This window comes from Microbacterium sp. (assembly GCF_035277845.1).
In the GTDB taxonomy this organism is placed as follows: domain Bacteria; phylum Actinomycetota; class Actinomycetes; order Actinomycetales; family Microbacteriaceae; genus Microbacterium.
The window spans coordinates 18,647-31,587 of sequence record NZ_DATEJS010000365.1 but is presented as its reverse complement, the minus strand read 5'-3'; the positions used below and the strand labels follow the sequence as shown (position 1 = coordinate 31,587).

Sequence of the window (12,941 nt, the reverse complement as noted above, 5' to 3'; positions counted from 1 at the left end):
AGGGTTCGCATATTTCGGTCAGGGTTGGCGGCAACCGGGTGGCGGGCAAGCCCAGGTCCGTGGCCGGCCCGCATTATCCACAGGTAGGCGGAGGGGGCGGCGGCGAGGGCACCGGACATGACACCGTCGGGGGATGAACGTCGATGAGGCATCCGCGATCATCCGGACGCGGCCGCAGCTTGTGGCGCAGGGAATGACCCAGGCGTCGATCGGAGCGGCGGTTCGAAGCGGCGGATTGCACAAGGTCGGCCGAGGCTGCTTCGTCGAGGGAGACGCGTGGGATGCCGCGAATCACGAGGCTCGCCACCTCATGACCGTCGTGGCGACCGATCTGCGTGCCCACGGGGTGGTGTTCTCCCACGTCTCCGCCTGCATTCTGCACGGGCTTCCGCTCGTTCGGCATCTTCCCGGGCGGGTCCACACGAGTGGACGTGCGCTGAACGGCCAGGTGAGGCGCAGCGAACCGGAGGTCGCCCGTCACCAGGTTGCGGTCCTGGAACCGGACATCACCGACGTCGACGGCATCCGCTGCACCACCCTGGCCCGCAGCGTCGCCGACACGATCCGGTGCGTTCCCGAGGAGACGGCGCTCACGATCGCGGATGCCGCGATGCGGCGCATCGCCTGGGACGAGACGACACGCACATACGATGTCGCCGCGGGAGACCGCTTCCGCTCCGAGGTGCGGGCACAGCTCCCGGTCGGCGGTCGCGGCGTCAAGCAGGCGCGGATGATCCTCGATCTGGCAGACGGCCGGGCCGACGGGCCCGGCGAGAGCATCAGTCGCCTCTATCTGGTGCAGCTCGGCTACCCCGTTCCGACGCTGCAGGCGCGGGTGCGGGGTCAGAAGGGCGCATACCTCTTCCTCGACATGCTGCTCGAGGATCTCGGCGTGATCGCCGAGTTCGACGGGATGGTCAAATACAGCGACCCGGAGATGCTGGGCGGCCGGTCCACGGCGGAAGCCGTTCTCGACGAGAAGGCCCGCGAGGACTGGATTCGCGGCGTCACCGGGATGCGGGTCGTGCGGTGGGGGTGGGAGGACATCGCCTCGGTCGACACGCTGCGCCGACGCCTCCGCGCGTTCGGCCTCTACCCTCCGGGCCGGCCCCGACCCGCAAGCGACCATTTGTGATCGCGAACCCTCACCCGGTTACGCGAACCCTGGCTGGAATACCCCTTGCGGGCGTATTCGGGTCAGGGCTCGCGCATTTGGGTAAGGGTTCGCGGAGGGGGCGCCGGGCGGCGCGGGGGCGGGTCAGCTCACGCCGAGCTGGGCGTTGAGCACCATGACGGCGGCACCGCGGAGCACGATGTCCGGGCCCTGGCCGGTCATGCGGACGCGGATGTCGTCGTGGAAGACGGGCAGGGTGCGGGCGCGCAGCGTCGCGCGGGTCTGCTCGGCCACGACGCCCTCCAGCAGCTCGGTGGGTCCGGCGAGCACCACCTCGGACAGGTCGAGCGCCCCCACCACGGGCGCGAGCGCGATGCCGAGGCGCTCACCGGCATCCCGCAGCACGCTCTCGCGCTGGGACTCGTCCACGCCGGCCAGGCGCTCGGTCAGGGCGGGCACGGACAGCCAGGCCTCGAGGCATCCGCTCTTGCCGCACGAGCAGGCGGGGCCGCCGTCGGTGCCGACGGTGACGTGGCCGATCTCGCCGGCGGTGTGGCGGGCGCCCACCAGCGGCTGACCGCCGGCGAGGAGGCCCGAGCCGACGCCGCGGCCGACCTTCACCAGCAGCACGTCGTCCCGGGCGCCGCCGAACGTGTACTCGGCGAGCACCGCCGCGTTCGCGTCGTTCGCGACGATCACGGGCAGGTGCAGGGCCTCGCTCAGGATGCCGTCGAGGTCGACGCCGCTCCACGCGAAGTTGGGGGCGGCGAGCACCACGCCGGCGTCGTCGACCACGCCGGGCGTGCCCACCCCGACACCCAGCACCGGGGTCTGGGACAGCGCCACCAGACGCTCCGCCAGCGACACGACGGCATCGATGCGGGCCTCGGGCGTCGAGGGCTGCGGCACCGACTCCCGGGCGACGATCTCGCCGCTCAGCGTGAGCACGGCCCCGGTGAACGCGTCGGCGCCGGACAGGTCGATGCCGACGATGCGGTGCGCGTCGTGCGCGAGGTCGACGACCATCGCGGGCTTGCCCGGGCGGGGTGCGGTGCGCTCGCCGGTCTCGACGACGTAGCCGTCCTCCATGAGCTCGGCGACGAGGTCGGAGATCGAGACCCGGGTGAGCCGGGTGGCGCGGGCGAGGTCCGCGCGGCTCATCCCGCCGTTGTGGAACAGGGTCTGCAGCACGAGCGATCTGTTGTGCGCGCGGGCCTGTTCGGGCAGCACCTTGCGGTTGCGGCGCAGGGGCCTTCCGGCCTCGAACGGCGACTGCTCCATTGCCCGCCAATCTGTGACCGTACCGTTGTCTGACCGGGGCATTCGTGGGACCCGCGTCAAATACCATAGTAGGACGTGCACATCGGGGGAGTGACACAGGGATGACGCAGGATCCGGGCCAGAACGCCGACACCGCGACGCCGGTCGGGGGTGAGTCGGACGTGGTGTACGCCTGGGCGCCGACCCCGCCGGCGAAGCCCAAGCGGCACCTCGGCTGGTGGATCGGAACGCCCGTCGCGGCGGTCGTGATCGCCGCCGCCACGGCCTCGCTCGTGCTCATCGCGCCCGGGACGGCCGTCGCGGGCGTCTCCGTCGGCGGCATGACCGCCGGTGCGGCCGCGGAGGCGATCCAGCAGCAGCTCGCCAAGACCACCATCGAGGTCGCCGGGCCGAACGGCAACGTGTCGCTCACCGGCGCCGATCTCGGCGCCACGGTCGACGCGGAGGCGCTCGCCGCGTCTGCCTACTCGTCCCACCCGATGTGGAAGGTGGGCGCATGGTTCTCCGAGACGAAGGATGCCGACGTCACCCTGAACCCGGCCACGGCCGAGACGGCGCTGCGCACGGTCGCACCGTCGCTGTTCGTCGATCCGCACAACGCCACCGTCGCCTATGACAGGACGTCGTCGACCTACGTGGTCACGCCGGCGGTGGCGGGCCGCAGCGCTGATCTCACGGCGGTGACGGCCGCGGTGCGGCAGGCGTTCGTGACCGGCAAGCCCGCGCAGGACGTCGCCGTGAGGGGCGTCACCGTGCAGGCCGCCACCACGACGGACGCCGCCACGCAGACCGCGAAGACCCTCAACAGGATGCTCGCGACCGGCGGGTTCTACGTCGGCTCCGAGCGCACCGTCCCGGTGCCGCGCGCCACCCTGGCCTCCTGGCTCACGCTCACCACGAACGTCGACGGCAAGATCTCGATCGACGCGGATGCCGCGAAGATCCAGGCGCTCGTCCCGGGCCTCAAGGCGCAGATCGACCAGACGAGGGCCGACGGCACCGCGATCGCCGACAGCGAGGGCAAGATCCTCCGGGTCGACAAGCCGACGCTGGACGGCCGCACCCTCGGCGACACGTCGCACGTCGCCGCGGACTTCGCCGCGCAGCTCGCGAAGGGCGACGCCGCCTACACGCTGCCCGTCGCCGTGGTGCCGGGCAAGACCACCAAGATCGTGCGCCAGCTCGAGGTGGACCTCAGCCAGCAGCGCCTGTATCTGAGGCAGGACGGCAAGGTCGTCGACTCGTGGCTGATCTCGTCGGGGCACGACGTCACCCCCACCTTCACCGGCCACTACCGGGTCTACGTGCACCTGCCGCTGCAGACCATGCGCGGGTTCAACGTCGACGGCACCCCGTACACGACGCCGGACGTGCCGTGGATCATGTACTTCAACGGCGGCGAGGGCTTCCACGGCGTGTACTGGCACAACAACTGGGGCCACAAGATGAGCCACGGATGCGTCGGCATGCCGATCCCGCTCGCCAAGTACCTCTACGACTGGTCGCCGAACGACATCGAAGTCTGGGTGCACGACTGATCCTGAGGCGGCGCTCATGCGGCACTGGGGATCCGGGCCGCCGGGATTTCGCCCGTCACGCTAGCCTGGATGCATGACTGAGCTTCGCCTGGAGGAACTGTCCGCCTCGACCATCGTGGCGGTCAACAAGATGTCCCTGAAGCCCGGGCAGGAGAGCTTCCTCTCCCCGGTCAGCTACGGCGTCGCGGCGACCGTCGTGAACCCGCAGACCTCCTGGCAGCGCGTCGTGCTCGACGGAGACGACGTCGTCGGCTTCGTGAGCGCGAACTTCGACGGCGACGTGCTGCAGGAGCACTTCCAGTCCGTGCTGTGGCGCATCAACGTCGACGCCGACGAGCAGGGCAAGGGCGTCGGCCGCTTCCTCATCGCCGCGCTCATCGCCGAGGCCCGCGAGCGCGGCATGGACCACGTCAACGTGATCTACGAAGCCGGCGCCCAGGGGCCCGAGGCCTTCTTCGTCGCGGTCGGCTTCACCCCGGTCGGGGAGACCGAGTACGGCGAGGTCATCGCCGAGGTGCGCCTGTAGCCGATCGCCGGGCCCGGCCGCGGTCGGGCGGGGCGCTCAGGCGACGGCCGCTCAGGCGACGGCCGCCTGCAGCAGATTGTTCCACGGGTCGTCGAAGCTCACCGTGCGGCCGTCGTCGCGCACCTGGAATCCGTGGTCGCGCAGGCGCTCCTGCAGCGCGCCGAGCGAATCGGCATCCGGCAGCGTCAGATCGACGCGACCGAGGCCGAGCGCCGGCATCCGGGGTCCCGCGCCGCGCGACTCCCACACGTTCATCGCCATGTGGTGGTGGTACCCGCCGGCGCTGACGAACAGCGCGGTGCTGCCGAGCGAGGCGGTCTCGTCGAAGCCGAGGGCGTCGACGTAGAAGGCGCGCGCGGACGCGACATCGCCCACCGACAGGTGCACATGGCCGACGGTGGCGGCATCCTGCGCGGTCGCGCCGTCGGCGGCGGCCTCGGTGAGGTGCTCGCGCAGGAACGCGTTCGGGTCCAGGTACAGCGTGGCCATCTCGATCTGGCCGTGCGTCCACGACCACTCGGTGCGCGCGCGGTCCCAATACAGCTCGATGCCGTTGCCCTCGGGGTCGGTGAAGTAGAACGCCTGGCTGACGAGGTGGTCGGCGCTGCCGGTGAACGTGCCCGGCGCGTGCGTCGCGACCGAATACAGTGCGGCCGCGAGAGCCGCCTGGGACTCGAACAGGATGGCCGTGTGGTAGAGCCCGGCGGATCCCGCGGCGGCGTGGCGGAGCGACGGCTCGTGGCGCAGCACGACGATCGGATGCCCCGCCCGGCCGAGCGTCACGGTGTCGCCCTCGGCGCCCAGCACCTGCAGCGTCACGACGTCGCGGTAGAAGCGCGTCATGAGGTCGAGGTCGCCGACCAGCAGCGTGACCGCGCCCATCCGTGTGTCGGCCGCGAGGCGGTCACCGGATGCCGGGGCGAGATTCTCCATGTCAGGTGAAACCGCCCGGCATCCGGTTTTCATTCCTGTGAATGCGACCGGAGCCGGCCTCAGACGAGCGCGTCGATGATCGCGTTCAGCGTCGCCGACGGCCGCATGACCGCCGCGACCTTCGCCTCGTCCGGGTGGTAGTAGCCCCCGATCTCGACGGCCGAGCCCTGCACGGCGATGAGCTCGGCGACGATGGCCTCCTCGGCATCCGCCAGCTGCTGCGCGACGGGACCGAAAGCGGCCGCGAGCTCGGCGTCCGCCGTCTGGCCGGCCAGCTCCTGCGCCCAGTACAGCGCCAGGTAGAAGTGGCTGCCGCGGTTGTCGATCGTGCCGAGGGCGCGGCCGGGCGATTTGTCGTTCTCGAGGAACGTGCCGGTCGCGCGGTCGAGCGTGTCGGCGAGCACCTGCGCCTTCGCGTTGCCGGTGAAGCCGGCGTAGTGCTCGAAGGATGCCGCCAGCGCGAAGAACTCGCCGAGCGAATCCCAGCGCAGGTAGTCCTCGGCGAGGAGCTGCTGCACGTGCTTGGGTGCAGAGCCGCCGGCGCCCGTCTCGAACAGGCCGCCGCCGGCGAGCAGCGGCACGATCGAGAGCATCTTCGCCGACGTGCCGACCTCGAGGATCGGGAAGAGATCCGTGTTGTAGTCGCGCAGCACGTTTCCGGTGACCGAGATGGTGTCCTCGCCGCGGCGCATCCGCTCGAGCGAATAGCGGGTGGCATCCGCCGGCGCGAGGATCTCGATCGTGAGGCCCTCGGTGTCGTGGTCGGCCAGGTACTCGCGCACCTTCGCGATGAGGGAGGCGTCGTGCGCGCGGGTCTCGTCGAGCCAGAACACGGCGGGGGATCCGGTGGCACGGGCGCGCGAGACGGCGAGCTTCACCCAGTCGCGCACGGCGACGTCCTTGGTCTGGGTGGCGCGCCAGATGTCGCCCGGGCGCACCGCGTGCTCGAGCACGACGTCGCCCGCCGCGGTGACCACCTGGACGGTGCCGGCGGCCTCGATCTCGAAGGTCTTGTCGTGGCTGCCGTACTCCTCGGCGGCCTGGGCCATGAGGCCGACGTTCGGCACGGTGCCGATGGTCGCCGGGTCGAGGGGGCCGTTCGCGATGACGTCCTCGATGACGGCCTGGTAGACCCCGGCGTACGACGAGTCCGGGATGACCGCCAGCGTGTCGTCCTCGCCGCCGTCGACGCCCCACAGCTTGCCGCCGTTGCGGATGAGGGCGGGCATCGAGGCGTCCACGATCACGTCTGACGGCACGTGCAGGTTGGTGATGCCCTTGTCGGAGTTGACGTACGACAGGCGGGGGCCGCGGCCGAGGTCGGCGGTGATCGCGTCGACGACGTCGGTGCGGCCGGCCGCGGTCAGGCCGTCGAGGATCGAGCCGAGACCGTTGTTCGGGGTGAGGCCCTCGGCGGCGATCACGTCGCCGTAGCGGTCGAACACGTCGGCGAAGTAGGTCTTCACGACGTGGCCGAAGATGATCGGGTCCGAGACCTTCATCATGGTCGCCTTGAGGTGCACCGAGTAGAGCACGTCGTCGGACTTCGCCTGGGCGAGGGCGTCGGCGAGGAACGCGTCGAGGGCGGCGGCGTCCAGGAACGTGGCGTCGATGATCTCGCCCGGCAGCACCTTGAGGTTCTGCTTGAGCGGCGTGACGGTGCCGTCCGCCGCGACGTGCTGGATGGTGAGCACGTCGTCGTCGGGGGAGACCCACGACTTCTCGTTGGTGCGGAAGTCGTCGTGGCCCATGGTCGTCACGCGGGTCTTGGAGCCGGCGGCGAACGCCTTGTTGCGGTGGGGGTGCTTGCGCGCGTAGTTCTTCACCGACAGCGGGGCGCGGCGGTCGCTGTTGCCCTCGCGCAGCACCGGGTTCACCGCGGAGCCCTTGATGCGGTCGTAGCGGGCCTTGGCATCCTTCTCGTCGGCGGTCTGCGGGTCGTCCGGATAGTTCGGGATGTCGTAGCCCTGCGCCTGCAGCTCGGCGATCGCGGCCTTCAGCTGCGGGATCGACGCGGAGATGTTCGGCAGCTTGATGATGTTCGCCTCGGGCAGCGTCGCGAGGCCGCCGAGTTCGGCGAGGGCGTCGCCCACCTGCTGCTCGGGCGTGAGGCTCTGCGGGAACGCCGCCAGGATGCGGGCCGCGAGCGAGATGTCACGCGTGTCGAGCTGCACGCCCGCCTGCGAGGCGATGGCCTGCACCATCGGCAGGAACGACGCGGTCGCCAGCGCCGGGGCTTCGTCGGTGTGCGTGTAGATGATGGTGGAGTCAGGCACAGAGGTCTCCCGTCCGGGGGTCTTTTCGCGGTCGTCCCAGTCTACCGGGCCGGGAGATTTATCTCGACGTCGAGATATCTTGTCGGAGGGCGAGGCGTTTCGTCTCGTCGCTGCGCTCCTCGCTCAACGACCGGTGGGGACGCTCAGGCGAAGCGCCGGCGGCCGGCGATGACTCCGGCGGTGACCGCGATCACGGCGAAGCCGAGCCCGATCCAGGTCAGCCCCATGGTCCACAGGCACACCGTGGCGCCCGCGTAGACGAGCAGCTCCACGATCGCGCGGACGAAGGGGTGCACGTGCAGTACGGCCCGCGGTGAGACGAACAGCGCCCAGACGAGGATGGCGAGCACCGGGGTGCCGATGCCGAACAGCAGGTTCCACGCGAACGGCCACCCGGCGAAGCCCCAGAACGCGAAGGTCCCGAATGCGAACAGCTCGCAGGCGAAGGCGACGAGGTCGACCGCGGTGAGCGGCGCGCGCGTGCCGGCGGGCTGGGGGTCGGTCATGGCTTCCAGTTTACGTCGGCGCCGCGGGCGCGAACGTCAGGGGATCCGGATGCCGGCGGACCGCCAGCGCGGCACGAGACCGGCGATGCGCGCGGCGAAGGAGTCCCAGTCGTGGGCGGCGGCCGGGCTCCAGGCGATCTCGGCGATCGCGCCGATGCGCGGGAACGCGAGCTGCTCGAGGTCGCCGAGGTCGCGGGCGGTCTCGGACCACAGCGGCGCCTCGATGCCGAGGATCTGCTGCTCGCCGACGCCGTCGAGGATCGCGGTCGGCTCCCAGTCGTACGCGTCGCGCAGCGTCGTCACGCCCTTCGCCCACACGAGCCCGAGCGGGGAGAGCGCGTCGAACTTCATGTCCAGGTAGGCGACGTCGGCCGGCGACAGGATCAGCCCGCCGCGGGTCGCGAACGCGCGGGCCGGGGCATCCTGACCCTCCTGCGGCTGCACGAAGTTCCAGTACTGCCCGACGGTCGACGGGTGGATGCCGGCCACGGCGCCCGCCTCGTGCCAGGCGACCGGGATCTTGCCTGCCGCCGCGACGATCGCGGTCGCCTTCTCGACGAACGCCGCGTAGTCCGCCGGGTCGGTGCCGAGGCACTCGTCCCCGCCGATGTGCAGATACGGGCCGGGCGTGATCGCGGCGAGTTCGCCGAAGACGTCGGCGAGGAACGCGTCGACGGCGGGGTCGTCGTGCTTGAGCGACGAGAATCCGACCGCGAACCCGGTGTACGGGAAGCCGCGCGTCGGGATGCCTCCGCCGAACGCCTCGGCCGTCTCGAGGATGTGGTCGGAGATCACCGGGTCGGCGACCAGCCCGGGATAGGCGACGCCCACGGCGTGGGTGTGACCGGGCACGTCGATCTCGGGCACCACGGTCATGTGCCGGGAGGCCGCGTGATCGAGGATCGCCGTCCAGTCGGCCTGGGCGTAGTACCCGCCCGGGTCGCCGAGCGCGCTCGTGCCGGAGGCCTTCTCGGTCAGCTCGGGCCGGGAGTCCAGGGCGATGCGCCAGCCCTGGTCGTCGGTCAGGTGCAGGTGCAGGTGGTTGAACTTCAGGGATGCCGCGTGGTCGATGTACGCCCTGACGGTCTCGACCGGCTGGAAGTGCCGGGCGACGTCGAGCATCACCCCGCGGTAGCGGAAGCGCGGGGCATCCTGGATCTCGACCGCCGGGTAGACGCCGTCGGTCTCGAGCTGAGCGAGCGTCTGCCGCGCGTAGAAGGCGCCGGCGGGGTCGGCGGCCATGATCCGGATGCCGCGCTCGGTGACCTGCAGGGAGGAGGACTCCGGGCCGCCGGTCGACGCGTCCACGGTGACGGTGAGGTGCAGGTCGTCGGGATCGGCCGGCCGGTACGGCGCGGCATCCGTCAGCGTGACGGATGCCGGCAGGGGGACGAGCGGCAGCGACGGCGCAGTCATGTGAGGAAGCCTAACGAACCGGGGGTGCAGAACCGCGTTTCGGCTCGCTGGGTCGCTCAACGACCGGGGGTGGCGATCTCCGCTAAGCTCGACGTGTCGCGACTGGCGTTGAGGTGGCTTACCACCGGGGAGCGACCCACACGGCATTCGACCGCACGCCTGGGCCGGAGCGACACACTCGTACCGCCCGCCGTGAAGGGATGCCCATGACCGACCAGTTCTTCAACGCCCCGCTCGCCGACGTCGACCCCGAGATCGCCGAGGTGCTCGACCGGGAGCTCAAGCGCCAGCAGACGTTCCTGGAGATGATCGCCTCCGAGAACTTCGTGCCCGTCTCCGTGCTGCAGTCGCAGGGCTCGGTGCTGACCAACAAGTACGCCGAGGGCTACCCGGGACGCCGCTACTACGGCGGCTGCGAAGAGGTCGACGTCGCCGAAGAGCTGGCGATCGCCCGCGCCAAGGAGCTGTTCGGCGCCGAGTTCGCGAACGTGCAGCCGCACTCCGGGGCATCCGCCAACGCCGCCGTGCTGCACGCCATCGCGCGTCCCGGCGACAAGCTGCTCGGCCTCTCGCTCGACCAGGGCGGCCACCTGACCCACGGCATGAAGATCAACTTCTCCGGTCGCCTGTACAACATCGTCGCGTACGGCGTGAACCCCGAGACGTCAGTCATCGACATGGACGAGGTGGAGCGCCTCGCCGAGGAGCACCAGCCGAACGTCATCATCGCCGGCTGGTCGGCCTACCCGCGTCAGCTCGACTTCGCCCGCTTCCGCGAGATCGCCGACAAGGTCGGGGCACTCCTCTGGGTCGACATGGCGCACTTCGCCGGTCTCGTCGCCGCGGGCCTGCACCCGAACCCGGTGCCCTTCGCCGACGTCGTCTCGTCGACCGTGCACAAGACCATCGGCGGCCCCCGCTCGGGCTTCATCCTCACCAACGACGCCGACATCGCCAAGAAGATCAACTCGGCCGTGTTCCCGGGCCAGCAGGGCGGTCCGCTCATGCACGTGATCGCCGCCAAGGCGACCGCGTTCAAGCTCGCCGGCACCCCGGAGTTCAAGGAGCGGCAGGAGCGCGTGCTCCGCGGTGCCGCGATCCTCGCCGACCGCCTCTCGCAGCAGGACGTGAAGGATGCCGGCATCACCGTGCGCTCGGGCGGCACCGACGTGCACCTCGTGCTCGTCGACCTGCGCGACGCCGAGATCGACGGCAAGCAGGCCGAAGACCTGCTGCACGACATCCACATCACCGTGAACCGCAACGCGGTGCCGAACGACCCGCGCCCGCCGATGGTGACGTCGGGTCTGCGCATCGGCACGCCGGCGCTCGCGACCCGCGGGTTCGGCGACGCCGAGTTCACCGAGGTGGCCGACGTGATCGCCCTGGCCCTTCAGCCGGGTGCGGATGTCGAGGCGCTGCGCGCCCGCATCGACGCGCTCGCCGAGGCGTTCCCGCTGTACCCGGACCTGCAGCAGTGACGGCACGGGTCCTCGACGGCCGGGCGGCGTCCGCCGCGATCACGGCGGAGCTGACCGAACGGGTCGCGGCGCTGCGCGAGCGCGGCGTGGTGCCCGGCATCGCGACCGTGCTGGTGGGCGCCGATCCGGCATCCCAGCTGTACGTCGGGATGAAGCACAAGCAGTCCACCGCGGTCGGCATGAACTCGATCCAGCGGGAGCTGCCGGCGGATGCCACCCAGGCCGAGGTCGAGGCGCTGATCGACGAGCTCAACGCCGATCCGGCGTGCCACGGGTATATCGTGCAGCTGCCGCTGCCGAAGCACCTGGACACCGACGCGATCCTGGAGCGCATCGACCCGGCGAAGGACGCGGACGGCCTGCACCCGACCAACCTCGGCCGGCTCGTGCTCAACGTGAACGGGCCCATCGAGACCCCGCTGCCGTGCACGCCGCGCGGGGTCATCGAACTGCTGCTGCGCAACGACTACGACCTGCACGGCAAGCACGTCGTCGTCGTGGGCCGCGGGGTCACCATCGGCCGGTCGATCGGACTGCTGCTGACCCGTCGCGCGATCAACGCGACGGTGACGCTGACGCACACCGGCACGGTGGACATGCCGTTCTACCTGCGGCAGGCGGACGTGATCGTCGCGGCGGCGGGCGTGAAGCACCTCATCCGCCCGGAGGACGTCAAGCCCGGCGCCGCCGTGCTGGATGTCGGCGTCACCCGTGAGCCCGGCGTCGACGGCGGCAAGGACCGCGTGTTCGGCGACATCGCCCCGGGCGTCGACGAGGTCGCCGGCTGGATCTCCCCGAACCCCGGCGGGGTCGGGCCGATGACCGTCGCCCTGCTGATGACCAACGTCGTCGAGGCCGCCGAGCGGGCGGCGGACCGATGACCGAGCGGCTGCGGTGGGGCATCCTCGCGACCGGGTCGATCGCGGGTCAGATGACCGCGGACCTGCGGGTCGCGGGATTCCCCGTCGTCGCGGTCGGCTCGCGCCGCCTCGACAGTGCTCAGGCGTTCGCCGGCGCGCACGGCATCCCCCGCGCGCACGGCAGTTACGAAGAGCTCGTCGCGGATCCGGATGTCGACGCGGTCTACATCGCGACGCCGCATCCGATGCACGCGGAGAACGCGCTGCTGGCGCTCGACGCCGGCAGGCACGTGCTCGTCGAGAAGCCGTTCGCGCTCAACGCCGCCGAGGCGCGGTGGATCGCGGACCGCGCGGCCGAGCGCGGCCTGGTCGCACTCGAGGCCATGTGGACGCGGTGGCTGCCGCACATGGTGCGGGTCCGCGAGCTCGTGCGCTCCGGCGCCCTCGGGGAGCTGCGGTCGCTGCAGGCCGACCACGGGCAGCGTCTGTCCGCCGACCCGGAGGGGCGGCTGCTCAACCCGGCCCTCGGCGGCGGTGCGCTGCTCGACCTCGGCATCTACCCGCTGTCGTTCGCGTGGGACGTGCTCGGCGAGCCCGACCGGGTGCTGGCCCTCGCCACGCCGGCGGTGACCGGGGTGGATGCCACCACCTCGATCCTGCTCGGCTATCCCGGCGGACAGCAGGCGGTGCTGCAGTGCGGGCTGGATGCCGCGTCCCCGATCACCGCGTCGATCGTCGGGACGAAGGCGCGCATCGAGATCGACGCGTGGTGGTTCTCGCCGACCACCTTCCGGCTCATGGAGGGCGAGGACACCGTGCTCGAGGAGTTCGACGGGCGTGTGCCCGCCGGCAGCGGGCGGCAGTTCCAGGCGCTCGAACTCGAGCGGCTGGTGGCGTCCGGAGCCGTCGCGGGCGACATCCTGCCCCCGGACGAATCCGTCGCGATCATGGGCACCCTCGACGAGATCCGTCGCCAGATCGGGCTCAGCTTCCCGGGGGAGTGACCGGCC

The 12,941-nt window shown here is 71.0% G+C and carries 11 protein-coding genes and 1 riboswitch; of the genes, 6 read left to right on the top strand and 5 right to left on the bottom strand.

Annotated features, from left to right (window positions below; translation table 11 throughout):
• Positions 1 to 133 precede the first annotated feature (133 nt).
• Positions 134 to 1,135 carry a hypothetical protein gene (locus VJR25_RS16295; protein ID WP_324116927.1) on the top strand — a complete coding sequence of 334 codons (1,002 nt, stop codon included), beginning with the start codon at positions 134 to 136 and terminating at the stop codon, positions 1,133 to 1,135.
• 123 nt (positions 1,136 to 1,258) lie between these two features.
• Here the strand turns inward: VJR25_RS16295 and VJR25_RS16290 are convergent, their stop codons facing one another.
• Positions 1,259 to 2,395, bottom strand: a complete 1,137-nt coding sequence (locus VJR25_RS16290; RefSeq protein ID WP_324116925.1) for an ROK family transcriptional regulator — start codon at positions 2,393 to 2,395, stop codon at positions 1,259 to 1,261.
• A gap of 101 nt (positions 2,396 to 2,496) precedes the next feature.
• Here VJR25_RS16290 and VJR25_RS16285 point away from each other — a divergent pair, with 101 nt between their 5' ends.
• Complete coding sequence (locus VJR25_RS16285) at positions 2,497 to 3,933, top strand: L,D-transpeptidase family protein (protein WP_324116923.1); 1,437 nt, start codon at positions 2,497 to 2,499, stop codon at positions 3,931 to 3,933.
• A 73-nt stretch (positions 3,934 to 4,006) separates the two neighbouring features.
• Positions 4,007 to 4,459: a GNAT family N-acetyltransferase gene (locus VJR25_RS16280; RefSeq protein ID WP_324116921.1), complete on the top strand. Its 453-nt coding sequence runs from the start codon at positions 4,007 to 4,009 to the stop codon at positions 4,457 to 4,459.
• 51 nt (positions 4,460 to 4,510) lie between these two features.
• Here the strand turns inward: VJR25_RS16280 and VJR25_RS16275 are convergent, their stop codons facing one another.
• The 4 genes from VJR25_RS16275 to VJR25_RS16260 form a co-directional block, all read right to left on the bottom strand.
• A complete protein-coding gene (locus VJR25_RS16275; protein ID WP_324116919.1) occupies positions 4,511 to 5,392 on the bottom strand; it encodes a VOC family protein in 882 nt (293 codons plus the stop codon).
• A 59-nt stretch (positions 5,393 to 5,451) separates the two neighbouring features.
• Positions 5,452 to 7,668 carry an NADP-dependent isocitrate dehydrogenase gene (locus tag VJR25_RS16270; protein ID WP_324116917.1) on the bottom strand — a complete coding sequence of 739 codons (2,217 nt, stop codon included), beginning with the start codon at positions 7,666 to 7,668 and terminating at the stop codon, positions 5,452 to 5,454.
• Positions 7,669 to 7,811: 143 nt separating this feature from the next.
• Positions 7,812 to 8,174, bottom strand: coding sequence for a YrdB family protein (locus VJR25_RS16265; protein ID WP_324116915.1), 363 nt, complete (start codon positions 8,172 to 8,174; stop codon positions 7,812 to 7,814).
• 36 nt (positions 8,175 to 8,210) lie between these two features.
• On the bottom strand, positions 8,211 to 9,590 hold the full coding sequence (locus VJR25_RS16260) for a family 20 glycosylhydrolase (RefSeq protein WP_324116913.1): 1,380 nt from the start codon (positions 9,588 to 9,590) through the stop codon (positions 8,211 to 8,213).
• 88 nt (positions 9,591 to 9,678) lie between these two features.
• A riboswitch (ZMP/ZTP riboswitch) is annotated at positions 9,679 to 9,762 on the top strand.
• Between the two features lie 34 nt (positions 9,763 to 9,796).
• On the opposite strand from VJR25_RS16260, the gene glyA reads away from it, so the two are divergent.
• The 3 genes from glyA to VJR25_RS16245 are packed head-to-tail and all read left to right on the top strand — an operon-like array spanning position 9,797 to position 12,935.
• Positions 9,797 to 11,071 (top strand): serine hydroxymethyltransferase, encoded by a 1,275-nt coding sequence (glyA, locus tag VJR25_RS16255; protein ID WP_324116912.1) that lies wholly within the window; start codon positions 9,797 to 9,799, stop codon positions 11,069 to 11,071.
• Positions 11,068 to 11,952: a bifunctional methylenetetrahydrofolate dehydrogenase/methenyltetrahydrofolate cyclohydrolase gene (locus VJR25_RS16250; RefSeq protein WP_324116909.1), complete on the top strand. Its 885-nt coding sequence runs from the start codon at positions 11,068 to 11,070 to the stop codon at positions 11,950 to 11,952. Before glyA ends, VJR25_RS16250 begins: the two co-directional genes overlap by 4 nt.
• The gene (locus VJR25_RS16245) at positions 11,949 to 12,935 is read left to right on the top strand and encodes a Gfo/Idh/MocA family oxidoreductase (protein ID WP_324116907.1); all 987 of its coding nucleotides are present in this window, start codon (positions 11,949 to 11,951) and stop codon (positions 12,933 to 12,935) included. Before VJR25_RS16250 ends, VJR25_RS16245 begins: the two co-directional genes overlap by 4 nt.
• Positions 12,936 to 12,941 lie beyond the last annotated feature (6 nt).